Source organism: Vibrio sp. QJM3NY_39, assembly GCF_057785895.1.
The window spans coordinates 669,510-691,326 of sequence record NZ_CM173506.1; the positions used below are offsets into that span (position 1 = coordinate 669,510).

The 21,817-nt window shown below is 44.3% G+C and carries 24 protein-coding genes; 3 read left to right on the forward strand and 21 right to left on the reverse strand.

Annotated elements, in window-relative coordinates; all coding sequences use genetic code 11:
- Positions 1–127: 127 nt before the first annotated feature.
- The 16 genes from AC3CHU_RS18890 to AC3CHU_RS18965 form a co-directional block, all read right to left on the reverse strand.
- A complete protein-coding gene (locus tag AC3CHU_RS18890) occupies positions 128–367 on the reverse strand; it encodes an RNA recognition motif domain-containing protein (protein WP_004732698.1) in 240 nt (79 codons plus the stop codon).
- A gap of 112 nt (positions 368–479) precedes the next feature.
- Positions 480–1,154: an SDR family NAD(P)-dependent oxidoreductase gene (locus AC3CHU_RS18895; RefSeq protein WP_488526191.1), complete on the reverse strand. Its 675-nt coding sequence runs from the start codon at positions 1,152–1,154 to the stop codon at positions 480–482.
- Between the two features lie 201 nt (positions 1,155–1,355).
- Positions 1,356–1,619 (reverse strand): hypothetical protein, encoded by a 264-nt coding sequence (locus tag AC3CHU_RS18900; RefSeq protein WP_004732701.1) that lies wholly within the window; start codon positions 1,617–1,619, stop codon positions 1,356–1,358.
- 278 nt (positions 1,620–1,897) lie between these two features.
- A complete protein-coding gene (locus AC3CHU_RS18905; RefSeq protein ID WP_488526192.1) occupies positions 1,898–2,440 on the reverse strand; it encodes a DUF3833 domain-containing protein in 543 nt (180 codons plus the stop codon).
- Positions 2,437–3,024 carry a chalcone isomerase family protein gene (locus AC3CHU_RS18910; RefSeq protein ID WP_488526193.1) on the reverse strand — a complete coding sequence of 196 codons (588 nt, stop codon included), beginning with the start codon at positions 3,022–3,024 and terminating at the stop codon, positions 2,437–2,439. Before AC3CHU_RS18910 ends, AC3CHU_RS18905 begins: the two co-directional genes overlap by 4 nt.
- A 3-nt stretch (positions 3,025–3,027) precedes the next feature.
- Positions 3,028–3,549, reverse strand: coding sequence for a DUF2878 domain-containing protein (locus AC3CHU_RS18915; protein WP_237298720.1), 522 nt, complete (start codon positions 3,547–3,549; stop codon positions 3,028–3,030).
- Positions 3,527–4,807: an SAM-dependent methyltransferase gene (locus AC3CHU_RS18920; RefSeq protein ID WP_102533956.1), complete on the reverse strand. Its 1,281-nt coding sequence runs from the start codon at positions 4,805–4,807 to the stop codon at positions 3,527–3,529. The genes AC3CHU_RS18915 and AC3CHU_RS18920 overlap by 23 nt, the downstream gene beginning before the upstream one ends.
- A gap of 118 nt (positions 4,808–4,925) precedes the next feature.
- Positions 4,926–5,732 carry a DUF1365 domain-containing protein gene (locus AC3CHU_RS18925; protein WP_065206478.1) on the reverse strand — a complete coding sequence of 269 codons (807 nt, stop codon included), beginning with the start codon at positions 5,730–5,732 and terminating at the stop codon, positions 4,926–4,928.
- Positions 5,729–7,000 carry an NAD(P)/FAD-dependent oxidoreductase gene (locus tag AC3CHU_RS18930; protein ID WP_488526194.1) on the reverse strand — a complete coding sequence of 424 codons (1,272 nt, stop codon included), beginning with the start codon at positions 6,998–7,000 and terminating at the stop codon, positions 5,729–5,731. Before AC3CHU_RS18930 ends, AC3CHU_RS18925 begins: the two co-directional genes overlap by 4 nt.
- Before the next feature lie 2 nt (positions 7,001–7,002).
- A complete protein-coding gene (locus AC3CHU_RS18935) occupies positions 7,003–7,734 on the reverse strand; it encodes an SDR family NAD(P)-dependent oxidoreductase (protein ID WP_054546096.1) in 732 nt (243 codons plus the stop codon).
- A complete protein-coding gene (locus tag AC3CHU_RS18940; RefSeq protein ID WP_054546097.1) occupies positions 7,734–8,165 on the reverse strand; it encodes a nuclear transport factor 2 family protein in 432 nt (143 codons plus the stop codon). Before AC3CHU_RS18940 ends, AC3CHU_RS18935 begins: the two co-directional genes overlap by 1 nt.
- 14 nt (positions 8,166–8,179) lie before the next feature.
- A complete protein-coding gene (gene phrB / locus AC3CHU_RS18945) occupies positions 8,180–9,625 on the reverse strand; it encodes a deoxyribodipyrimidine photo-lyase (protein ID WP_488526195.1) in 1,446 nt (481 codons plus the stop codon).
- Entirely contained in the window at positions 9,622–10,569 is a 948-nt protein-coding gene (locus AC3CHU_RS18950) for a YbgA family protein (RefSeq protein ID WP_054546099.1), read from the reverse strand. Before AC3CHU_RS18950 ends, phrB begins: the two co-directional genes overlap by 4 nt.
- 176 nt (positions 10,570–10,745) lie before the next feature.
- Entirely contained in the window at positions 10,746–11,456 is a 711-nt protein-coding gene (locus tag AC3CHU_RS18955) for a ChrR family anti-sigma-E factor (protein WP_488526196.1), read from the reverse strand.
- Positions 11,449–12,096 carry a sigma-70 family RNA polymerase sigma factor gene (locus tag AC3CHU_RS18960; protein ID WP_488526197.1) on the reverse strand — a complete coding sequence of 216 codons (648 nt, stop codon included), beginning with the start codon at positions 12,094–12,096 and terminating at the stop codon, positions 11,449–11,451. The genes AC3CHU_RS18955 and AC3CHU_RS18960 overlap by 8 nt, the downstream gene beginning before the upstream one ends.
- Positions 12,097–12,206: 110 nt before the next feature.
- Positions 12,207–12,827 (reverse strand): LON peptidase substrate-binding domain-containing protein, encoded by a 621-nt coding sequence (locus tag AC3CHU_RS18965; protein WP_114634375.1) that lies wholly within the window; start codon positions 12,825–12,827, stop codon positions 12,207–12,209.
- 277 nt (positions 12,828–13,104) lie between these two features.
- Here AC3CHU_RS18965 and AC3CHU_RS18970 point away from each other — a divergent pair, with 277 nt between their 5' ends.
- Positions 13,105–13,491 carry a tautomerase family protein gene (locus AC3CHU_RS18970; RefSeq protein ID WP_004732720.1) on the forward strand — a complete coding sequence of 129 codons (387 nt, stop codon included), beginning with the start codon at positions 13,105–13,107 and terminating at the stop codon, positions 13,489–13,491.
- Positions 13,492–13,610: 119 nt separating this feature from the next.
- Here the strand turns inward: AC3CHU_RS18970 and AC3CHU_RS18975 are convergent, their stop codons facing one another.
- Positions 13,611–14,408 carry a DUF4344 domain-containing metallopeptidase gene (locus AC3CHU_RS18975; protein WP_428782838.1) on the reverse strand — a complete coding sequence of 266 codons (798 nt, stop codon included), beginning with the start codon at positions 14,406–14,408 and terminating at the stop codon, positions 13,611–13,613.
- Between the two features lie 383 nt (positions 14,409–14,791).
- On the opposite strand from AC3CHU_RS18975, the gene AC3CHU_RS18980 reads away from it, so the two are divergent.
- Both AC3CHU_RS18980 and gltS read left to right on the forward strand, forming a co-directional pair.
- Positions 14,792–15,148, forward strand: a complete 357-nt coding sequence (locus tag AC3CHU_RS18980) for a YibL family ribosome-associated protein (RefSeq protein ID WP_004732722.1) — start codon at positions 14,792–14,794, stop codon at positions 15,146–15,148.
- 316 nt (positions 15,149–15,464) lie between these two features.
- Positions 15,465–16,691: a sodium/glutamate symporter gene (gene gltS / locus AC3CHU_RS18985; RefSeq protein ID WP_004732723.1), complete on the forward strand. Its 1,227-nt coding sequence runs from the start codon at positions 15,465–15,467 to the stop codon at positions 16,689–16,691.
- Between the two features lie 113 nt (positions 16,692–16,804).
- Here gltS and norW read toward each other — a convergent pair whose 3' ends face one another.
- The 4 genes from norW to AC3CHU_RS19005 all read right to left on the reverse strand — a co-directional run bounded on the left by norW (position 16,805) and on the right by AC3CHU_RS19005 (position 21,674).
- Positions 16,805–17,953 carry an NADH:flavorubredoxin reductase NorW gene (gene norW / locus AC3CHU_RS18990; RefSeq protein WP_488526198.1) on the reverse strand — a complete coding sequence of 383 codons (1,149 nt, stop codon included), beginning with the start codon at positions 17,951–17,953 and terminating at the stop codon, positions 16,805–16,807.
- A 1-nt stretch (position 17,954) separates the two neighbouring features.
- Complete coding sequence (norV, locus tag AC3CHU_RS18995; protein WP_065206467.1) at positions 17,955–19,460, reverse strand: anaerobic nitric oxide reductase flavorubredoxin; 1,506 nt, start codon at positions 19,458–19,460, stop codon at positions 17,955–17,957.
- 366 nt (positions 19,461–19,826) lie between these two features.
- Complete coding sequence (locus AC3CHU_RS19000) at positions 19,827–20,483, reverse strand: NAD(P)H-dependent oxidoreductase (protein ID WP_004732726.1); 657 nt, start codon at positions 20,481–20,483, stop codon at positions 19,827–19,829.
- Positions 20,484–20,807: 324 nt separating this feature from the next.
- Positions 20,808–21,674: a glycerol kinase gene (locus AC3CHU_RS19005; RefSeq protein ID WP_488526199.1), complete on the reverse strand. Its 867-nt coding sequence runs from the start codon at positions 21,672–21,674 to the stop codon at positions 20,808–20,810.
- Between the last annotated feature and the right edge of the window lie 143 nt (positions 21,675–21,817).

Here is a 21,817-nt window from a genome sequence, read left to right on the forward strand (position 1 = left end):
AGAATCGCGAGCAGCAAAAAGCCCGTAACGATATTGCGCTGGAAAACGTCATATCGTTACGGGCTTTATCATCTGTGCTTGTGCTGCTGCTAAGCTAAGCCATGTGGCTTATAAAGCGTTTACTCGATTAAGAGTTAGCCACTTTTACACGAATCGTGTTTTTGCCAAGCTTTGACAAGTTCAGCTTGTTTAGTGCTGCTTTAGCTTCTTCGTGCTCTGGCATTTCAACAAAAGCAAAGCCTTTAGATTCGCCAGTTTCTTGGTCTAAAACTAGGCTGCACTCTTTTACTGAACCGAACTCAGAAAATAGAACACGGATGTCTTGCTCTGCAGTAGAGCGCGATAGGTTACGAACTAGAAGTTTCATAATAAACCTTGAATATGAATTTACGCCGAGCATTGTCGCACACTTTCGTGCTCACCCTCACAAATAATTAGCTGAATAGCTCGGTTTACCTGTTCGCTGCTCTTATTAGCCGTTAACCGCGGTTTATCGTGATATCTGACACATATCCATGCTCGGTGCTGGTTAACGCCTGTTGCAGCATTTGAGCGGCTTCTTGAGCGCTCATAAAGCTTGAGGTATCCATTGCTTTGCCGCTGGTTCCCCAAAACTCGGTTGCCATACCTCCAGGATAAACCGCCACGATTTTCATCGGGTGTCCTTTGAGCTCCAATCTGACCGATTCGATAAAGCCTTTTACCGCCCATTTTGCTGCGCAGTAAGTAGACTCTTCCGCTTTAGCGCCTTGAGCTGCAGTCGACATTACAACAGCAATAGTGACGGGTTGATCTTTGTAGCGTTGAACAAGCTCGCGAATCAAAAAGATGGAAGACTCGATGTTGTTTTTCAGCATGTCGCTGATGGCGGTGGGATCTTGTTGTTCAATTTTACCGAAGTACCCACTGCCTGCGCTATGAACTACCAGTTTTGGTGTTTCAGGCAACGCATCCAATAACTCGCTCACTGATTGTGAATCACACAAGTCACAGGCTTGGCTAACAGTATTCGCTGGCAGGCTTTTCGCTAATTCAGCTAAACGCTGTGAGTTACGGCCAGTGATCATTAAGCGCTGATGGCTGTTCGATGTGTTCGCATATTGCTTGGCTAAAGCCGCGCCTAAACCGCTGCTTGATCCGGTGATTAAAATCATGGTGACTCGGAATTGTTGAATTGAATCGAGATAGTAAGGCTTTGAATACCTGTTTGCTGAGATCTAAGACCAAGATGCAGAGATCCATGAGCAAGATCGATAAAACAGAGGTTTGAGAAAGTAATGTAAGTAGGGAGGGGGAAATAAGGATAACTAAAAAGTAAAAACGCCGGCACAGGGCCAGCGCTTTTGAAAATCAGATTACTCTTCGTCGAACTGTTTGGTAGTGAACGAGTCTTCGATTCTGTTGAGCTCTTCTTGATCTTTCACTCGCTGTTCTTCTTGGCGAATGACTTTCGCTTCATTGAAGCGTTTCTTTTCCGACTTAGTCAGGAATTTTACAGCTTTCTTGTTGGTCAGTGCGTAAGCAACTACGTCTTCGCCTTTTTCTCTGCGGTCGTTTACACGTTGTGAGAAACGTTCATTGTCGCGAGCTTTACGCTCCGCTGAGGTCAACTTGCTCATGCTTTAAAGCCTTTTCAATTAATCATGGTAGGGAATCTACACTTAGCGAAACAAATAGGAACTGTTGTGTATGAGTCTAGCCCATTTGCATGCTGGTGGCGCATCTTAGCACAGAGACTTAATCTTGCAGATATGCTATTCGAGCGATTAAAAAAAACAGCCCACAATTTTTTGTTGTGGACTGAAGTTTTCTTGTGGGGTGGAGACGCCCTGTAAAATGAATCGAAAGGTTAATGAAACAAAGAATAATTAGCCTTGAAGCATCAGCATTGGTTTATTCAAATTTTCTCAATGTATAAGATTATTTCACCAACTTTGAACCCAAACTTGGACATTTCGGTTTTGTTGAACAATCGTTTGTCATCCATTAAGAACATCCAATCGTCTAACACCACTTCATAGGTGCTGCCGTCTACTTCGATTTCTAAGTCATATTTCCAATACAGAGCAGAACCTAGAGTCTCGCCATAAGCGGTACCGACTACATCATTAGCAGTGCCTGAATAGGTGTTTTCGCCGGTTTTTATCAGGTTCCAAACGCGTGTTGAGCGCTCGCCATCAGCGAAGGAGAACCACTCTTTAATTTGTCCGTTGTTCCCTTCCCAAGTAGCGATAAGCTTGACGTCAAAGCGGCGCAGTAAGTCGCCTGAACGATCGAGTACCATGCCATAGGCCTTCAGTTCACCATTAAAAAAGGTTTCAAGCTTAAGTTCCGGAGTGGTGTCTACGTGGTTATCTAAACTTGCGGAACCACAGCCTGCTAGCCAAGTCAGCGACAAAATGGCTACCGCGAATTTTATTATTTTTGTTTTTGGATTCATTTGTTCAAACCTAATAGTTGTTTGCGTAGACCAGGCTCGGATGTGTTTTCAGATAACCAAATCGCGAGAAAGGCTTCACCAAATTGCTTGTCTTGGATGGTGCCGATGGGTTGCTCATCGAAATAGAAGCGACTTACGTTGTCTTCAGCAACTCGGATAGTCAGCGTGCTGCCTTCCTCAACGTTGGGCCACATTGCGTACAAAGGCTTCAACCAACGTTGGATATTGTTGCTGGAGTAACCGAGTTTGCTCCACTGGTCTTTGGTTGCGTCTACAAGGTCTTTGCTGTCAATTGCTCGGTAGTACTCAAGTTTCAAAGCACGCTCAGAGTTAGACGGAGTGGTGTAGAACTCTGCAGAATACAAAGTCCAAAACAAGTAGCTCATTTCTCCCTGACCGCGCTTATTTAAATCATCGACAGCAGAAGCTTTGGCATTCCCGGTAAATAGGAGTGCTGCGTAAATGAGGGTTAAGGTGACTAAGCTAAATAGTCGGACTCTTGATTGCTCGCTTGTTTGAGTGCGAACGCGACTAATATCGCTCTCAGATTTGAACGCTTGCATAGGGTTGCGTGGAAAAACCATAAGTCACCTCGTTGTTGCCATTTTGGGTTGTACTAAGTTGGAGTAAGCGGCCACAAGTAAGGGCAACAAAATCCCCCAACTTATTGCAAGGGCAGCTAACACCGATGCGTCTGGCCAAGTAGTCAGAAGGGCGCCTGCTTTGATGCCTCCCCAATAACTACTAGTACCTGCTACGAACCCTATGACAAACAAGATCACTTTCGAGCATTTTAAAAGCCAATTTAGGCTGTGGTTAAAACTGATTAAAAACATGATCCACAGGCAAACAAGCCACACCGGGAACCACGATTGATTAGAAATTTCAGAGTCGACGGCAAACACGCCGAAGTGAAGAAAGAGGCTATCAAGCAACAGCCCTAATGGTAATAAAATGAGTATTTTCAGATCGCTACTACGAGTAGGGGAGAGAAGGAAGTGAACGGCCACAATCAGTGGCGCCACGAACGGGGCTTGCGCGGTAAAGAACGCGCTGCAAACCCAGGTCGCTTGAAACAGAACGAGATTAATAATCCAAAACCGTTTCATCTTTTGCTCCAAAGTAACGAGGTTTTCTAGCAACTAAGTGATGAGTACTGATCACGCGCTCTTTGAATGCACCTTCACAGTAGCAGAAGTAGAAGATCCACAAGCGCTTAAACTCTTCTGAATAGCCGAGAGACTCTAACTCTTCCCAACTGTTTTCAAAGGCAACATTCCAATCATTAAGCGTTCGAGCGTAGTGCAGGCCAATGTCATCGATTTCTTGGACAACAAGGTCTGTACTGGTCGCAAGGTGTTGGGTCATCACTGAAACCGAAGGTAGGCAACCGCCGGGGAAGATGTACTTTTGAATAAAGTCGACACCTTTACGGTATTTATCGTAACGGCTGTCGGCAATAGTAATCGCTTGGATCAGCATCTTGCCTGAAGGTTTAAGTAGCGATGAACATTTCTCAAAGAAGGTCTGGAGATATTCATGACCGACCGCCTCAATCATCTCGATAGAGACCAACTTGTCATACTCACCAGTGAGGTTACGATAATCCTCTTTAAGCAGGGTGATTTTGTCTGTTAAGCCAAGCGCTTTTACTCTCTGTTCTGCAAGCGCGTGTTGGGCATCTGAGATTGTGGTAGTGGTGACATGGCATCCGTAGTGTTGCGCCATGAATATCGCTAAGCCACCCCAGCCTGTGCCTATCTCGACCACGTTATCTTTCTCTGACAACTCTAATCGCTCACAGATGGTTTTCATTTTGTTTTGCTGAGCTTTGGATAGGGTTTCTGCTTCTTCGCTGTAGATAGCGGAAGAGTATTGCATCGAGCTGTCTAGGAAGCGCTCGTACAACTCATTGCCAATATCGTAGTGCGCAAGAATATTACGTTTAGAGCCTTGCTCGGTGTTAGCATTCTTACGACGCAGCAATAGATTTTTGATGCGAGAAATCCATTGCGTTTTATCGTCAAGCTCGTCGAGTTGAGATTGATTTCGAGCCATGATTTGAATCACTTTGGTGAGATCTGGGCTTGTCCATTTTCCATCAATATAGGCCTCAGATGCGCCAATACTGCCGTCAATCACGACATCTCTAAAAAAGGTTGCATCGTGAATCACGATTCGACCTTTCAAGTCGGCTTCTCGATCGCCGAACACCGAATGCTGGTCGCGCTCAATGATCTCAAGCGTCGCGAATTGCAGGCTTTCTAAAACCTTAAAGATTAAAGCTCGATATTTACAGTTGCTTGAAACAGCAACGGCTTTAGCTTGTTGTTCAATGTTGTTGTTTTGTTTGGCAAGCTGTTCCATGTAAACCTCGCTGATAACTCATTCTAATATTTTGTGCCAACTTAGCTGGGTTGTGCCCCTTGGTTGGAGCCAACCCAAGCTTGGGTCGAGTTCTATTATTTAGTTGCTGTGAAGACACTTAAGATGTTGAATCTGGATGCCCCACAAACGGTACTTTTTTCAGGAATAATTTGAGAGCCTGATAATAAATTCCCATCACGACTTTAATCGTCATTGCCGGAATCTTGAATACCGTTCGTCTAATGTTTGTCTTGGTTACTGACTGTTTCGTCAAAGCCAGTGTCGCATCGAAAAGCTTGTCGTCTCGGCGGCTTTCAATGTGGACCAAGGTGCGTTTCGCTGGTGGCTTAATCTTCCAAAAATAAGTCATGTTCAAATCCATAAACGGCGAAACGTGAAACTCTTTTTTTACTTTCAACTCTTGGTGCATGTCGATCAGATAATAGTGTCTTTCTCGCCAAGGCGTGTTACTCACCTCAGCCAACATATACTTACAATCGCCAGTTTCGTCGTAACAGAAGAAACAGTTGATTGGGCTGAAGTAGATACCTAAACAGCGGCACTGAGCCAGCATAGTCACACGGTTTGAATCAGACCAAACCCCACCAAGTTTTTGCACTTTGGAAGCTATACGTTGTTTAAGTGATTTTGGTTCATCCGTGGTGGCATTTTCTTTTTTTTCAGCTAGATAATCCGATTCGACAAAGCGAATCGGGTTGTACCATCGAGTTCCGAACAGCGCACTACGCGCTGTGGTTTGGGGCAGTTCATCGAGATCTAACCCCATCATATACAGCTGATAGCTGAACTCATGAGTGATGTCGCCAAAGCGGCGGTGTCTGACGTTGCCCCAATAGATACCGCTGAGTTCTTCACTCTTTTCGGATGCGATCTCCATTTCGGATGTCAGGGTTTGACTGTTCATAGCGCTGAACTCGTACTCAAATCTAAACCGAAGCGTTTGGTCACGTCGAGTGCACTGTGGACGCCATCTTCATGGAACCCGTTGTACCAGTATGCGCCGGCGAAGTGAGTCTGGTTTTTGCCACAGATCTGTTCGCGTTTGTGCTGAGCTTCTACCGTGTTCGAGTTAAGTACCGGGTGATGATAAACAAAGCTGCGAATGATTTTTTCTGGGTCGATAGCTTCGCTCTGATTCAAGGTCACACAGAAGGTGTCCTGGCTTTCGATGCCTTGCAGAATGTTCATGTTGTATGTCACACAGGCAGGTCGTTTACTGTCGCCATCCAACATGTAGTTCCAACTTGCCCAAGCTAGCTTTCTGTCTGGTAACAATCGGGTATCAGTGTGCAGAACCACTTCATTGCGGCTGTATGGGATCTCGCCTAGAACCTGTTGCTCTTGCTCTGTCGCATCGCCGAGTAAACGTAACGCTTGGTCTGAGTGACAAGCAAATATCACTTCGTCGAAGTCTTGTGTACCACCGTCTTCGAATTCGATGGTGACGCCTGTTTCTTGGCGAGTCACTTGTTTGATCGATGTGTTTAACGCGACGGATTTGTTCAAGCGTGAAAGGATGATTTCAACGTAAGAGCGCGACCCTTTAGGAATCACATACCATTGTGGACGGTTCGCGATGTCGAGCAGGCCGTGGTTATAGAAGAATTGAATGAAGAATTTAAGCTCAAATTCTTCCATCTCCTCTAAGCTTGTCGACCAAATTGCTGCGCCCATCGGTAGGATGTAATGCTGGCTGAAAAAGTCGGAAAACTGGTTTTCACGTAGGAAGTTGCCCAAGGTAATATCCGGTGTGAACTCGTTACTTTCGAATTGAGCCTTACACAATTTGTTGAACTTGAGAATGTCAGAGACTAAAGACCAAAATTGAGGTTTGAAAATATTACTTCGTTGAGCGAACAGAGAGTTTATGCTGTGTCCGTTGTATTCAAACTTAGTCGTAGTGTTGTGAACGCTGAAACTCATCTCGGTAGGTTGCCTTTCAACACCGAGTTGTTCGAGTAGCTGATTGAAGTTTGGGTAGGTTCGATCGTTAAATACGATAAAGCCAGTATCTATCGAAAACGCCGAGCCTTGATGTTCAATATCAACGGTGGCGGTGTGGCCCCCAACATAATCGTTTTTTTCGAATACTGTTACGTCGTGGTGCTTATCTAATATGTGTGCGCAAGTGAGTCCAGAGATACCTGACCCAATAATGGCGATTTTCTTCATTGTTATACCATCCTTGAAGCGAGTTTTTGCCAAACTGGAGTTGGAAGCATTCTTAGTAGCTTCATCAACATGATGAATCGTCTTGGGAAATCGATTTCACTCTTTCCTTGAGCAATACCATTTACGATTCGCTGAGTTGCGGCCTCACTACTAATAATCATAGGCATAGAGAAAGTATTTCGCTCGGTTAATGGCGTTTCAACAAAGCCTGGGTGCACAATTGAGACATGAATATTGTGCTCGGCCAGATCAACCGACAGTGTTCTGCCTAAGTAGGTGAGGGCTGCCTTTGAAGCGCCATAAGCCTCGGCTCTTGGCAAAGGTAAAAAGCTGGCGCTGGAACTTACTAAAACCAAGCGGCCGCCGGGCTTGATGTTTTTTAGCCAGGCTTTAAGGGCGTAGCCAATTGAAATTAGATTGATGTTGATGACGCGCTCGAAAAGCTCGGCATCAAAATTCACTGGGTCGTTGATGTATTCACAATCACCCGCATTTAAAATCAGCAGATCGAGCGGCTTGTCTTGGTCGAGCTCTGGGAAGTTGTGGTAATCGGTTAAGTCGAAACAGAGCGGCGTAATGGATGAATGCGCAATGTCTGTCTCGTGAGAATCAACTAAGGCTTGCAGCTTGTCCGGGTTACGGCCGCAAGCAATCACCTGATGCCCTTGTTGAGCATAATCGATAGCGAGTGATTGGCCAATACCTGAGGTCGCGCCTGTGATCATAATACGCATTATTGGCTCGCTCTCTTTTTGATGGATTTGATGGCGCAGCCCAGAACTGGAATGTGTTCGTACAACATAGAGCCGACGTCAAGATAGTCTCTGTGATAAACCACTTGGCCGTCGAGCATCTTGAGGTGGCTGTGTCCTTGTACTTCGATCGGCTTTTGTCCATTTAATTGCTTGTGAGCAAACTGCATCGTCCAGTAAACAGAAGCTTCGTCGTTCGCTTCGAAAGTGTGTTCGATATGAAAGTAACAGCTCGTTACCTGAGTGTAGAGATTCTCGAAGTAGTGGGTAAGCGCCGCAATTCCGCTGACATGATGCAGCGGATCTTGGAATTCGATATCAGGGTGATAAACCGTCTTAAGCACGTCGAAATTGTCAGTTCCGAGTTCTCGATACATGTTGAGAAAGTTATCAAGCCATAGAGAGTTATCCATAATATTCACTCTAATTATTTGAAAAAGGCTAAGGCTCTCAATCGTGCTTCTTTGTGTTCAACGATGGGTTGCCAGTATTCGCTGTTAATTCCATTTTTTGCAATGTAATCATGTGGAAAATGCACATGCTTGTCAGGAATAATTTGCAGCTCTGGTATGTACTTACGAATAAAAATTCCTTTCGGATCAAACTTTTCACTTTGTGTGATCGGATTGAAAATTCGAAAGTAGGGTTGAGCATCACAGCCTGTACTTGAAGCCCATTGCCAACCGCCATTATTCGCGCTGAAATCACCATCGATAAGGTGCGACATAAAGAATCGCTCGCCCCAACGCCAGTCAATCAGCAGGTGTTTGGTTAGGAAGCTCGCAACGACCATTCTGAGCCTGTTGTGCATCCAGCCTGTCTCAACCAATTGACGCATCGCTGCATCAACTAATGGGTAGCCTGTTTTTCCTTCGCACCACGCCTTGAAGCTCGGGTTGTCGTGATACCAATCTAAGCCGTTGTATTTCTGCTGAAAGTTCGCACCTTTAACCAGTTTAGGGTGGTGGAACATCAAATGCTTATAAAAATCTCGCCAAATCAATTCATTAAGCCAAGAAAAAGCTGGCAACTGAGTATCAAATAACAAGTCAGGTTGTTGCTGAATCAATTGAATCGCTAACCAACGAGGGCTGACTGCACCAATAGCCAAGTAAGGAGATAGGCCTGATGTCCCCTTCACTGATGGAATGTCTCTAAGGCGAGAATAGTCGTTAACTTTATTGGCTAAGAAATTGGGGATCACGCTCTCAAGCACATCTTGGCTTAATGGCCAACGGCTTGAATCAACACGCGGAAAGTCGAAATCGTACTCGCCAGAAAAACCACTTAACGATTGTTTCAGTTGTGATGGATTCTGAAGCGAATCCGTTTCAGATGAACCTGCTTGCGCTGATCCTGTTGAATGCACTGGAGCGCGACTGCAAATGATGCCTTTCGCTTGCACTTCTTTTAACCATGCGTTTTTGAAAGGTGTGAAAACCTTGAACATCTCACCTTGTTTATTCAGCACGCTACCTAATGGCAGAATCGTATCGCAGTCGGTTATTTTCAGCTTTATACCAGTAGCGATTAAGCGTTTGTCTCTTAACTGCTCATCCACTTCCGTCTCTGAATTGGCATACACACATGTCGCATCGACCTGTTTGCACAAGTTGATGAGTTGAGTGGCTTGATCGTTAAAGTCTGTGGCTTTGAGGTGCAGAAGATCGATCCCAAATTCAGCGAGTTGGGATTCAAGTTGCTGCAGGTGACGATAGATTAAATCGGCTTTGATTGGCGCAAGGTGGTGTTGCTGCCATTGCTGTGGCGTTGAAATGAAAACGGCGGTCGTCACACCGTTTTCAACTGCCGCGACGAGCGCAGGGTTATCGTGAATCCGCAGGTCTCGTCTTATCCATAGAATGTCGCTCAATATCCGTATCTCAGCTTAAGTTCTTGTGGGTGCGGGTTTAGGTAAACCTGTGATTCAAGGTACTCGTTTGGGTATTCCATCAAGTAGTGGTTGATCAGTGTTAGTGGAACTAACAGAGGAACAAGACCTTCTCTGAATGATGAAATCTGATTGGTAAGCTCTTGCTTGTGCGCGCTGCTCAATTGTTTCTTAAAGTAACCTTGCAAATGATGCAGAGTATTGGCGTGGCTACCACGGTTCGCGTGGTGAGATAATGCCGTCATCAAGCCTTCAATATATTGTTTTGCCAACTCATCGATTTCAAGATCGTTGCTTGCTAATAATTTCCCAAGTTTCTTATAGCCTTCAATGTGGTGACACATTACCAAGTACTTGTGAGCGCTGTGGAATTGAATCAGCTTGTGTTTAGTTACGCCTTCGTCAACAAGGTTGAGCCACTTTTGATAAGTGAAGACACGTGTCATGAAGTTTTCGCGCAAAATAGGGTCATTGAGGCGACCATTTTCTTCAACAGGAAGTAATGGGTTGCCTTCCATCACTTGTTTGGTGAACATGCCTACGCCTGTCGATTCAGAGCCGCGACCGTGGTGGTGGTACACTTTTACTCTTTCCATACCGCAGGTTGGGCTTTTTTGACACACAATGAATCCTGCGATGTGCTGGTTGCTCTTTGAATAGTTTTGTCCAAACTCGATCAGATCATTGGTCACATCACCAGAACCGTCAGGTCTAGAAACGTGAATGATATTGTCTAGCTGACGAACTTGGCGAATGGTTGGGCGAGGTGTTGGAAGACCCACTGCCATTTCTGGGCATACTGGTTCTAGTTCAACATAATCTGCAAGGTCATCTGTACAAAAACGAGAGCGTTTGTGACCTGTATCGAAACGTACCTTATGTCCTGCAACACAAGCACTAATGCCTATTTTAATTTTCTTTTCCATTGGCCAACTCCTTTGCTCTTGCTTTGAGCTATTTATTATATTTCAACATTGCTAATCGTACTTACAGAGCCGGGTGTGTTTTAAGTCTCAACACCGTTGATGTTTTAAGCCAGATGTATTTGACGATATACAGGATAACTTCATGCCATCCTGTATATTTATAGCGTGCAACTGGGTTAATAGATATATTTACCGAGTGGATTGAATAACTGGCTCACACCTTTTGTGAAGTAAAGCGCATCACTTGAAACAGTTAAACACACACAACCTTCTTTGGTAGCTGGTTGATGGGTGTGGTCACCATCTAACCAGATGAAGTCGCCTTTGTTGTAGACGCCCATTTCGTCCTCGAAACTGCCTTCCAAGAGAAGCGTAATCTCAAAGCCTTTGTGGGTGTGGCAAGGCACTTGTCCATCTTTGTCGATGTGCAGCAAGCTGGTGTGGTGTGCTTCGTCGTCAAAATCGAGTCTTGCGCGTGAAATTTTGCCTAAGTTCATCCAGTCTTTTCTTGCCACTGAGTTCAACGCGCGAGGAATAGTGAATGTGGTGTCTGCAACCGTAACTTGCTGAACTTCGGGTTTCACTTCGATAGCTTGAGATGAATCAGCAGTGATTTGAGCAATCGCATCAAAATCAAACTCCCCATCATCGGATAGGAACGCATCCATTTCGCTGTCAGAAAGTTGAAGCCCTGAGGTATCACTTTCAAAGACAGGTGTATCGCTTTCAAAGACTGAGTCAGCAGCTTGCGCCGTCAGCATGCTTACTTGTTGTTGGCAGTGTTCACACAGTTCAACATGGCTAGAGACAATCAAAGAAACTGAGTCTGCGAGTGTGCCATCGACAAAATCTTTCAAAATTGCGGCATTTGGGTGATGTTTAATCATGATCTTGTTCCCCCATGTGAACCTTAAGTTTGGCTAAAGCGAGTCTTAGACGTGATTTCACGGTTCCAAGTGGGACGCCAAGTTGTTGAGCGAGTTGCTCTTGTGACAACTCCTGAAAGTAAACGCCTTTAACAATCGTTTTCTGAGCCAAAGGCAACTTCTCTATTTGAGTCATTACATGTCGGCTCATCAAATGATCACCAAACGGTAATTCATCGCTTTGAGATTCCGCGACCATTGCATCTATTGGCCAAATGTCGTCAGCAATGGTTTGTTCTGCTTTTGCTTTCACCTTTCGTAACATGTCGAAGGCCGCATTTCGCATCACGGTATAGACCCAAGTAGTCGCAGCACCTTTCTGTTCGTTGTAGAGATGTGCTTTTTTCCAAACGTTAGTCATTGTGTCTTGAACTAGCTCGTTTGCAGCAGCCTCGCCGCCCAACTTGCTGATTCCAAAACGCTTAATCTTAGGTGCGAAGAACTTGAACAAACAGGTGAAGGCTTGTTTGTCTCGGTCTGAACCAACCAAAATCAACCAACTTGAGAGCTCTGTAGGTACCTTATTTTCATTAGGTAATTTGTTGTCGGGAATAATGACATGCTCCTTGCCGTTCCCTGAACTTCTGCTTTCGACTTGCATAGTACTTAACCATCATGCGAATTTGAGTGGCACTACGTGAAAGGAGAAGGTCGGGATCACTTTAATTTAAATTAATTTCCACTATACAAAATTATAGTGAAGAAAAGTGCTTATTGCCCCGTAATGATTTGATTCAAAAAAGGAACTAAAGAAGGAAAGCTAGCGGGTTCGGTAAATTCTGTTTTCTTTTCCAATGGGATAGGCATCATTTCGAGTAATCGCGCACAAATCCATCGTGGGCTTTCGAAGTCTGGAGTGGGGTAGAGCGTTCTGATTGAATCGTGGTCTCGAAACAGCTGTACTAAGAATGCAGTAAATACGTTCGGTACTTTGCATTCTAGATCTGGCCAATGAGGTAACAACCTGAACTGGCTTTTTATCAGGTCATCGTCGTCTCGAAATGGTCCGTGAAGCTGAACCAGTTGTTGGCCTTCGACATCGATTTCCAAAATTTGGTCGTCAGACATGTTGAAATCAACGATAGACACTTTGGTTCCCCAAGAACTGAGATGTTCAGAGTTGGTGCTGTCTTGGGTGGCAATAATGAACCCATCTCCTTGGGCCGCATGTGCAACCATAGCAAGATATTTTGGTTCAAAGATGCGTAGCCTCTGGCGACCTCCGGGCAGAAGGAATATCGGAAGGGGAAATACGGCGAGCTCGAGAGAAGACTCTACGAGTGCCTCTGGTTCGGCGTCTGGCCGTGTGATCTGGCTCGATGAATTCGGCACATAGCACTCCTTAGTTCAAATTTAATTTGAGAAGATATACGCGGAGTCGGTGGTGTTCGATCAATTGATTGTGGTTGTTGTTATTGGGTGATGAGCTACAGACATGAGCCAAAGCAGATTGTTTTTTGTTGCACATGCTCATAAATTCATTGTTTTTACCTTCTTTCATACGCGTCATTAGGTAATATATGTACGAATAGTAAGCGGATGGGGGGGCGCCAAACGATGCTTCTACCTATCCTTCTTCTTTACCTGACATCGCATCAAAGGAATGGTCATGATTGTTATATATGGTATCAAAGAGTGCTTGAATCCAATTAAGTTGCAGCTCTCTAATGTGTTGCAACAGTGCTTAAACAGTGAAATGGGTTTACCCGATGACAAGCGAGCGCATCGATTTGTACCATTGGAGCGAGATGATTTCTTTTATCCAGAAGGAAGAACAGAAGCCTATACCGTTATAGAGATCAATATGATGGAAGGTCGAGCGGTCAACACCAAGAAGCGCTTAATTAAGAAGATATTCTCTGAAATAGAGAAGCAGTTAGCTATCTCTCCGATTGATATTGAAATAACCATCAAGGAACAACCTGCACACTGTTGGGGGTTTCGAGGCATGACCGGTGATGAAGCCCAAGACCTGAAGTATAAAGTGAAGGTCTAAGGTCGCAGGACTAAGATATATTCCACTTCAAATCTTGGATTTATAGATTACTGAGAGCGGCTTTAGAAAAACACTAAGCCGCTTGTTATTGAAGAAGACCAATAGAGAAGGTTAAACCATTAGCTCTCGTCGTTCTCTTTTAGGTAACGGTGCCAGTTGGCATTGATGACATCAAAGTGCTCCACACAGAACTCTTTCCTATCTTTCAAATAGTCGTTTTCTACTTCATCGAGCAAGTTCTTGTAGGCATCAGGATCGCTGCCATACACCAAGCATAATGTGGAGAAGTAGCGCTGTAGATCAAAACTGTGCTCATCAATGTATTCACCCAAGTCGTAATACTCAGGGCGGTCTTCTGACTCGAAAGCGAACATGTCAGCGGCGCTGATTGCGGCATCACCTCCATGTTCTACATAGTTAAGTAAAAGCACTGTCGCGAGGTTATCAACGGCATCTTCCTCTTTGCCCAGTATGGCAATATTCTGGTCTTCGATATAAGCGTGCCCAGCTTCGTGCAGTAGAGTATGAAGCAAGGTATCGATAGCACCAGTTTGCGCGGTCTTTCCATACTCTTTTTCGTATTGATTCTTTTCAAAGTAATTAAGCGACTCAGAGTAGAAGCTATACGGGATAAGCACTTGATGCGTTTGTGGATCGTAGAGTGGACCTTCTTCCCCGCCGTATTGAATGGTTAATGGCTTTTCAAACATGAAGAGTTGGTTTGACAGGTCAATCACAGTGTCATTGACGCCACTGTTTTGAATTTCACGTTTGAGCTGCTCTTCTTCAGTATTTTGTGGTGAAGAGAACTCAACGATCAGGTTATTTTGGGTGGTTTGTTCACTAGATGCATAAGTTGCGGCTAACACTGAGCTAAGGGCTAGGCTGTAGGCCAGTGTTCGTTTCAATAATGTCATCGGCTATCCTTGTGATTATGCTGCGAGTCAGGCTCAGTGTTAAGGTGATCCCCCTAAGTCATGTAACTCAAGTTACGCGATCTAAGTTATGTACCTTAAGCTGTTTAAGCTGTTTGAGTTAATTGAGTTATTTACTGTGGTTAGATTACAAGTTTAGACTGAATTTTGAAGCATCGAGGACAGCAATTTTTGAAGTCGACACGAGCTGATTAATGAGTGACCCGCTTTGAGGTTCGGCTACAAAGAATTGGCGAGCTGAATGACCAGCGGTGATGTGATTCGTTTCTGTTGGTAATTGATAGATAAATTTCGGTTCAAGTGAACCCTTGTGCTATACTCCGCGCCCCAATCCGAATTGGCTTGTTAAATCTTAGGAAATTATTATGAGTGTTAAAAACGAACTTCAACAAATTAACAACCGTCTAGACAAATGTCGCAACAAGTTAGCGGCTGCTAAAACTCGTAATGATCGCCCTGTTGTTCGTCAATTTGAAGACGAGATTAAGAAGCTAACCAAGAAAATTGCTCAGTTGAAACACAAAGAAAGCTTCGATGTAAATCAAGAGCGTAAGTCTTTGGTTGATATGCCATTTAGCCGTGAGATTACAAAAGCTGAGCAAGCGGATATGGGTAAACTTAAGAAGTCTGTAAAAGGGCTCGTAATTGTTCACCCAATGACGAAGATCGGTAAAGAGCTTCGCATTGAGGTTATGACTGGTTACGCACCGAAAAAATTCTAATTACCAGTGATGGTGATGAAAGAGGAGCTAGTAATAGCTCCTTTTTGCTTTTTTAGGTATTAAAAAAGCAGAGTTAGCGGCAAGGATACTCACGCCGTTATCAACTTTTTGGAGGTGATTTTTGTCACAAATCCTTTTATCTCCTATAAAAGTTAACGTGTCACTAACATGGCACCAAGTGAACGCAGTAATGTGTTCGCTTTTCGAATCTACAATTTCTCTCCAGTTTGTATAAATATAGGTAGAGCAGCACAGATAATTACAGATAAAACTAGACTCATTAAGGAAGATGAGAACGTAAAAAAATAGAGGTTATATGAATCAATTAATTTCAATTGGACCACTAGAATCCTTCCTAATCGCGATTAGTGTTTTGTTTCTAGGTCATTTCGTCAATGCAAAGCTTCCGGTTCTCAAAAAGTACAATATTCCAGAGCCCATTGTCGGCGGCTTGATTGTCGCTTTTGCTATTACAGCCCTGCACTTTAACGGCCTTGATCTTGAGTTTTCCTTGCCCCTGCAGAACACTTTTATGTTGATGTTCTTTGCAACGGTCGGTCTTGCGGCTAACTACACGCAGCTGATAAAAGGTGGCGCTAAGGTATTCCTATTCTTAGGGGTGGCTTCGGTTTACATCATTATCCAAAACGGTGTAGGTGTAACACTTGCAACGGCACTAGGCCTTGAACCCTTGATGGGTTTGATTGCTGGATCTATCACGCTTTCGGGTGGTCACGGCACAGGCGCAGCTTGGTCTCAAACTTTTTCAGACACGTTTGGCATTGCCAATACTCTAGAAATCGCGATGGCTTCAGCGACGTTTGGTTTGATCATCGGTGGTATTATCGGTAGCCCAGTAGCACAAAAGCTGATTGATAAAAACCAGCTTGAATCTGAGTACGGCACTGGCACACAAACCCACGAGCGTTTTCCTGAACTTGTTACTTACAACGAGTATGAAGAAGACAAAGTAACAGCGAAGAAGGTGATTGAAGTATTGTTCATTCTTCTAATCTGTATCTCGGGGGCGAAATACTTAGAAGAGTGGGTAGCGACTTTTGAAATTTCTTGGTTGATGATTCCTGACTTCGTTTACGCGTTGTTTATCGGTGTGTTCATCACTAACGTTTTTGAAGTGACTAAGCTGCATAAAACCGACAGTGAAACGGTCGATATTCTTGGTACGGTGTCATTGTCGCTGTTCTTAGCTATGGCGCTAATGAGCCTTAAGCTTTGGAACATCTTTGACCTTGCGATTCCGTTCTTGGTTATCCTTGCGGTTCAGGCTGTGGTGTTGGGTATCTTCTCTTACTTTGTGACGTTCAAAGTAATGGGTTCTAACTACGACGCAGCGGTTATGGCGGGTGGTCACTGTGGTTTCGGCCTAGGTGCAACACCAACAGCGGTAATGAACATGGGTTCTTTGGTGAACCGATTCGGTCCGTCGCCACAAGCCTTCATGGTTGTGCCAATCGTTGGTGCCTTCTTTATCGATATCGTTAACCTGATCATCCTTCAAGGTTACATCTCGTTTATCGGTTAATGTTCGCCTTTGCTTAAATGCGATGAGCTAATCACACTAAGATGAATACAAGAAAGCCAGTCTGTTGACTGGCTTTTTTATTGTCTAGCGTATACGAACTTATAGATTTTATCTTATGTCGGTGAGCTGATCTGTAGTTCTTTAAGCAGAGGAAATGCTGCTTTAGTGTGTTCCCCTGTGACAATGAATCCGACGAGTTGGTTTGCCTCATTAAAACCTTTGGCGACAATCCCTTTTGGATCAAACCGAGTCTCCCAACTCTGAGCAGTTTGAATATCACGGCCTGCCAGTTGAATCGGATAACTAGGCGTTTTCACTTTAGTCATAATATGCGGAAAGCTTAGCTTTCCTTCACCCGTAGTGAGTTGTTTCGCTAATACGTTGGCCGCTAATATCGCGGGTTGCAGGTAAGCCATTACTCGTCCTTGAATCTCAGTACAATCCCCAATGGCATAGACATTTTTGATGTTGGTTCTCATGGTTTCGTCAACGAGAATACCTCTATTCACATCAATGTCCGCTTGTTTGGCTAATGCTGTGTTTGGCTTTAACCCTGCTGCGGCGATGACTACATCGGTTTTGATTAATCGAGAAGAGGTCGTTTGTAACCGGACTCCATCAGCGAGATAGGTGGCGTGGCTTACCGTAGCATCAGTCTCAACAGTTACACCGGCTTTACGAAGCTCTCTCTCCAGCTCTAGAGAGACAAAAGGTGGCACCAAACTACTTAATAGGTAACTTGCAGGTTCAATGATCGTGACATTTTTACCCGACGTTTGAAGATCGAAAGCGAGCTCGACTCCAATGAGCCCGCCACCAATGACCGTGATTCGCTTGGCTGCATCGATCTGAGCTTTGTGTTTTTCGAACTCTTCTAAGCTATTTAGCGTAATGGTCGCTCCAGGGTTCAAGCCTTCGGCTGGCGGTATGAAAGGCGTAGCACCTGTCGCCAGTACAAGTTTTGAATACGGGATGACATCGTCACCGGCGACAATGAATTGTTGCTCGGTATTAATCTCGCTTACCCAAACGTTGGTTTTAATGACAACGTTATATTGCTCAGCCAATTGTTGAGCAGTATTGATCGCAAGCTGCTGAGGTGTTTGAGCCTGACTAAACACATGCGAAAGATTGGGTTTACTGTACTCTATGCCTGCATCAGCGGTGACCATAGTGATCGCGATATTTTGGTCAGCTTTACGGAGCATCTTGATGGTTTGTAGGGCAGCAAAACCGCCACCCACAATGACAATATTTTCCATATTACTTCTCCACAAACACTTCTTTACCTAAGTGGCACTCTGGGCAAAGGAAATCATCAGGTACCTGTGCCCAAGGTGTTCCTGGTTCAACGCCTTGGTAAGGTTCGCCTAATTGTGGGTCGTACACCCATTCGCATACTGTGCAACGCCAGCAAGTGCAGTCTGCGCTGTGTACTGACTTGTCTTGCGCTTCTTCTGGCTTCTGCTCTGTTGTGTCTTTGAGCTCGGCAGTGGTGTTTGCCGGTACTGGGGTGGCCTCAATTGGTGTTACATTACGTGATACTTGTTTTGGTACGCTCACTTCATCGGCGTCTACGCGCCATACTTCAGCGAGTGTCATGCCGTAATCGATGCATTGACGTAGTGCGTCTGTGTCTGGTTTCCAGTGGATGTGTTGTGGCGCACTGACTTCGAAGTTTGCTTCATGTAGTCGAGCGTCGATGCGTTTTACTGCGCCTCCCGTCCAGCCTGAAGAGCCAAATGCTGCAGCTCTTTTACCTGCAAAGCGTAAGCCGTGGATCTCTTCTAGTAGTGCAGCGATTTGCGGCATCATCACGTTGTTCATGGTCGATGATCCAACAAGCACGCCCTTTGAACGGAAGATATTGGCAAGGATGTCATTCTTATCGTGCTTTGAAATGTTGAAGACCTTGATGGCTGTTTCTGGGCTGCCTTTACGAATACCCTTTGCGATCGCGTCTGCCATCATGCGAGTGTTATTGGACATGGTATCGTAGACAATGGTGATACGATCTTCTTTGTAGGCTTTTGACCACTCGTAATATTGCTCAACGATTTGAGTCGCGTTGTCACGCCAAATACAACCATGAGAAGTAGCAATAACATCGATTGGCACGCCTAAACTCAAGACTTCTTCTATCTTCGCTTTCACCAAAGGCGCGAAAGGCGTGAGGATGTTTGAGAAGTAACGCAGACATTGATCATGCAGCTCTACTTGGTCTAGTTGGTCATTGAATAGGTTTTCGTCGCAGTAGTGTTGTCCGAAAGCATCGTTACTAAACAGGATTTCATCACCGGTTAGGTAAGTCGCCATTGAGTCTGGCCAGTGCAGCATTTTCATCTCAACAAAGATGAGTTGCTTGCCGTTACCGACATCGAGCGTGTCGCCTGTTTTAACGGTTCGGAAGTTCCAGTCAGGCTGGTGGTGATGGCCAACAATAGAGTTAACGCCAGCTTCTGTGCAGTAGACGGGTGTGTTCGGAATTTTAGCCAGTAGCGCAGAGAGGGCGCCTGAGTGATCTTCTTCTGCATGCTGACAAATGATGTAGTCGATCTCGTTGATATCGATTTCCATCTCTAGGTTTGCAAGGAATTGTTCAGTAAAGCGATGATCGACAGTATCGACAAGCACTGTCTTCTCTTCACGGATCAGGTATGAGTTATAGCTCGTACCTTTGTTCATGTGGTATTCCTTACCGTGGAAGTGCTCGGTTTCCCAATCGTGGACGCCGACCCAATGAACATTTGATTTAACGTGAATAGTCATAATGATAATACCTTATTTAAATATCTAAGGCTCCTATTGCACTAGTTGTGCCATGTTTTTAAGTATTTGTTTTTATAGTGTTTATTTGGTTTTTCATTGTCATGATGTGTCTTTATGACATTGATAGATGTGTAATCAAAATAAACTCATCGTGTCTTTATGACTAAGTTGTTGATGGTTGGTAATTGGTAGTTGCTTGGATAAATAACAGATACAAAAAAGGCCAGACGAATGTCTGGCCAAAACAAGGCAGTGTAATTTAACAGTCTAAAGTGCTGCTAAAACTATATTTTTGTAAAACGAAAAAGCGTTTTAAAAATTAAAGCGTTGTAGCTATCAGTACATAATGCATATGCATTGGATTTATTACAGTGTAGTAACCACTTCATCAAGCGCTAGACGCGCTTTTGGTTTACCGTGGTTATAGTCTTCGCCGTCTTTGTGGTAGCCGATAGCCAGTGCTACATCAACAACGTGACCTTCCAGTTCGTCAGCAAACTCTTCGCCGATCATAGCGGCATCTACGCCTTCCATCGGTGTTGATGCAATGCCAAGACGAGCCAGTGTGTGCATTGTGTTACCTAGTGCGATGTACACTTGAGACTTAGTCCAGTTACCGTTGAAACCCGTTTCGTCTGTGTTCATTTCTGCGAATGCATAAGCACCTAAGAATTGCTCGTACATTTCAGCAGGTAGGTGACCAGAGCTTACTTCTGTATCAGCACGCTTCGCGAACTTCTCTTTAGTGTATTTAGGATCGTGAGCAAACAGGATTGTGTGCGACGCTTCTTTCGCATGTGGTTGGTTAAACTGGAACATGTTCTCGAAAGTATTGTGAAAACGTTGTTTTGCTGCGTCGCTCTCAATGATGATGAATTTCCAAGGCTGAGAGTTGATAGAAGAAGCTGATAAACGAAGTGCTTCTTTGATTACTTCCATGTCTTCCGCAGAGATGCGTTTGTCGGCATCGTATTTTTTAGCTGTGTAACGAGTGTTTAGATCAGTAATGATTGGATGAGTCATGTTGAATCCTAATATCTATCAATAATAAATGTTGTAGGGTTTTATGTTCGGTAACGTCAACAATAAACGGATAACGCATTTAGGCTATATCTCTATAGAAGTCGTTTTTAGAACAGCCAGCCTCTAAAAGGCTGAACGCTTAAATGGCTATCGAACATGCCCCAATAAATCGAGTATCTGCGGTAGCTCAAGTCGATGGGTGTAAGATAATAGAAGATTGGCTCGGGAAAAATAGCGAACACATCAAATCACTATGGTTAATAATGTCCACAATGATTTGATTTATGTGATCTGGGTGTGTGTTGGTTTTCGAAAATCAGCCAGTTAGTACGCCTTGATTCCATATTGGCGTAATAAAGAGGGAAGTACGCTGTCGAGGTTTGGGATATCTTCAGGGTTAAGTTCAATCAAGCTAAAACCATGCTCTTGGTAAACTTTCTTGGTCGCACTTCGTTTGTCTTCTTCTATAGAGCCTGAATCTGTTCCCCAGAACTGAATGTATACTTTGCCGCTTGGCAGGTAGAAATCGCTCATTACTTCTTTTGATATCGGGAGCGGACGTTCATAGGCATGAACCACTCCCGCCATATAAAGCCAGTTATCAATGATCAGCTCTCCCTTTGAACGTACATAATGTCCGTCTAAGGTTCGGTGTTTCGCCTCAAATTTCTGACGAAAGCTAGAAAACGAGACATCGGTAGAGTGGCTTTCAGCATCATGCCCTAGAAATTCGACAACAGACTGCTTCAAACGTTTATTGCGAACCAACGAATCGTGCCATACCACAAATAGGTTTTGAGTCGCTTTATCTTCTCTCTGCTCACCACCGGCTTTCAGTCCCGTTGAGGTGACGCGCCAGCCGTCTTCTTCTTTCTTTATCCAGCCAAGCTCATTGAGCAATAAGTTGATTTTCTTTGCACTGAGCTGAAAGGCACTACCCAACTGAGTCGCGGTTAGCGTTTTTCCTGAGAATGAGTCTAAGTCGATGAGCAGTTTTTCTGGCCATACTATAAAGACACCAAACTTTTTGTGTTCTACATACTCTCCACCAAAGCTTTCTCCACGCTCTGTGAGCACCCAACGTTCTTGTGAGCGCACTATATAGCCAGCAATTTTTAAATCGCTAAATAGAGCTTTAGCTTCTATGCCTTTTTGTTTAGCGAGTGCTGATGTGGAAATTTTGTCTGACATAGTCTTTTCTCAAATAGCAGAGTGATCCGCTGATGGGTTTTGGAGAGATACATGATGTGATAGCACTGATGAATACCATATCACATCTACTAATGGCAACTGCTGCTCACTGGTCTATGTTTTTAGTCGAAAGTCATGTCTGA

Coding starts and splice junctions, on each gene's coding strand:
- AC3CHU_RS18890 (WP_004732698.1), bottom strand. CDS start 367: ATGAAACTTCTAGTTCGTAACCTATCGCGCTCTACTGCAGAGCAAGAC.
- AC3CHU_RS18895 (WP_488526191.1), bottom strand. CDS start 1,154: ATGATTTTAATCACCGGATCAAGCAGCGGTTTAGGCGCGGCTTTAGCC.
- AC3CHU_RS18900 (WP_004732701.1), bottom strand. CDS start 1,619: ATGAGCAAGTTGACCTCAGCGGAGCGTAAAGCTCGCGACAATGAACGT.
- AC3CHU_RS18905 (WP_488526192.1), bottom strand. CDS start 2,440: ATGAATCCAAAAACAAAAATAATAAAATTCGCGGTAGCCATTTTGTCG.
- AC3CHU_RS18910 (WP_488526193.1), bottom strand. CDS start 3,024: ATGGTTTTTCCACGCAACCCTATGCAAGCGTTCAAATCTGAGAGCGAT.
- AC3CHU_RS18915 (WP_237298720.1), bottom strand. CDS start 3,549: ATGAAACGGTTTTGGATTATTAATCTCGTTCTGTTTCAAGCGACCTGG.
- AC3CHU_RS18920 (WP_102533956.1), bottom strand. CDS start 4,807: ATGGAACAGCTTGCCAAACAAAACAACAACATTGAACAACAAGCTAAA.
- AC3CHU_RS18925 (WP_065206478.1), bottom strand. CDS start 5,732: ATGAACAGTCAAACCCTGACATCCGAAATGGAGATCGCATCCGAAAAG.
- AC3CHU_RS18930 (WP_488526194.1), bottom strand. CDS start 7,000: ATGAAGAAAATCGCCATTATTGGGTCAGGTATCTCTGGACTCACTTGC.
- AC3CHU_RS18935 (WP_054546096.1), bottom strand. CDS start 7,734: ATGCGTATTATGATCACAGGCGCGACCTCAGGTATTGGCCAATCACTC.
- AC3CHU_RS18940 (WP_054546097.1), bottom strand. CDS start 8,165: ATGGATAACTCTCTATGGCTTGATAACTTTCTCAACATGTATCGAGAA.
- AC3CHU_RS18950 (WP_054546099.1), bottom strand. CDS start 10,569: ATGGAAAAGAAAATTAAAATAGGCATTAGTGCTTGTGTTGCAGGACAT.
- AC3CHU_RS18955 (WP_488526196.1), bottom strand. CDS start 11,456: ATGATTAAACATCACCCAAATGCCGCAATTTTGAAAGATTTTGTCGAT.
- AC3CHU_RS18960 (WP_488526197.1), bottom strand. CDS start 12,096: ATGCAAGTCGAAAGCAGAAGTTCAGGGAACGGCAAGGAGCATGTCATT.
- AC3CHU_RS18970 (WP_004732720.1), top strand. CDS start 13,105: ATGATTGTTATATATGGTATCAAAGAGTGCTTGAATCCAATTAAGTTG.
- AC3CHU_RS18975 (WP_428782838.1), bottom strand. CDS start 14,408: ATGACATTATTGAAACGAACACTGGCCTACAGCCTAGCCCTTAGCTCA.
- AC3CHU_RS18980 (WP_004732722.1), top strand. CDS start 14,792: ATGAGTGTTAAAAACGAACTTCAACAAATTAACAACCGTCTAGACAAA.
- gltS (WP_004732723.1), top strand. CDS start 15,465: ATGAATCAATTAATTTCAATTGGACCACTAGAATCCTTCCTAATCGCG.
- norW (WP_488526198.1), bottom strand. CDS start 17,953: ATGGAAAATATTGTCATTGTGGGTGGCGGTTTTGCTGCCCTACAAACC.
- norV (WP_065206467.1), bottom strand. CDS start 19,460: ATGACTATTCACGTTAAATCAAATGTTCATTGGGTCGGCGTCCACGAT.
- AC3CHU_RS19000 (WP_004732726.1), bottom strand. CDS start 20,483: ATGACTCATCCAATCATTACTGATCTAAACACTCGTTACACAGCTAAA.
- AC3CHU_RS19005 (WP_488526199.1), bottom strand. CDS start 21,674: ATGTCAGACAAAATTTCCACATCAGCACTCGCTAAACAAAAAGGCATA.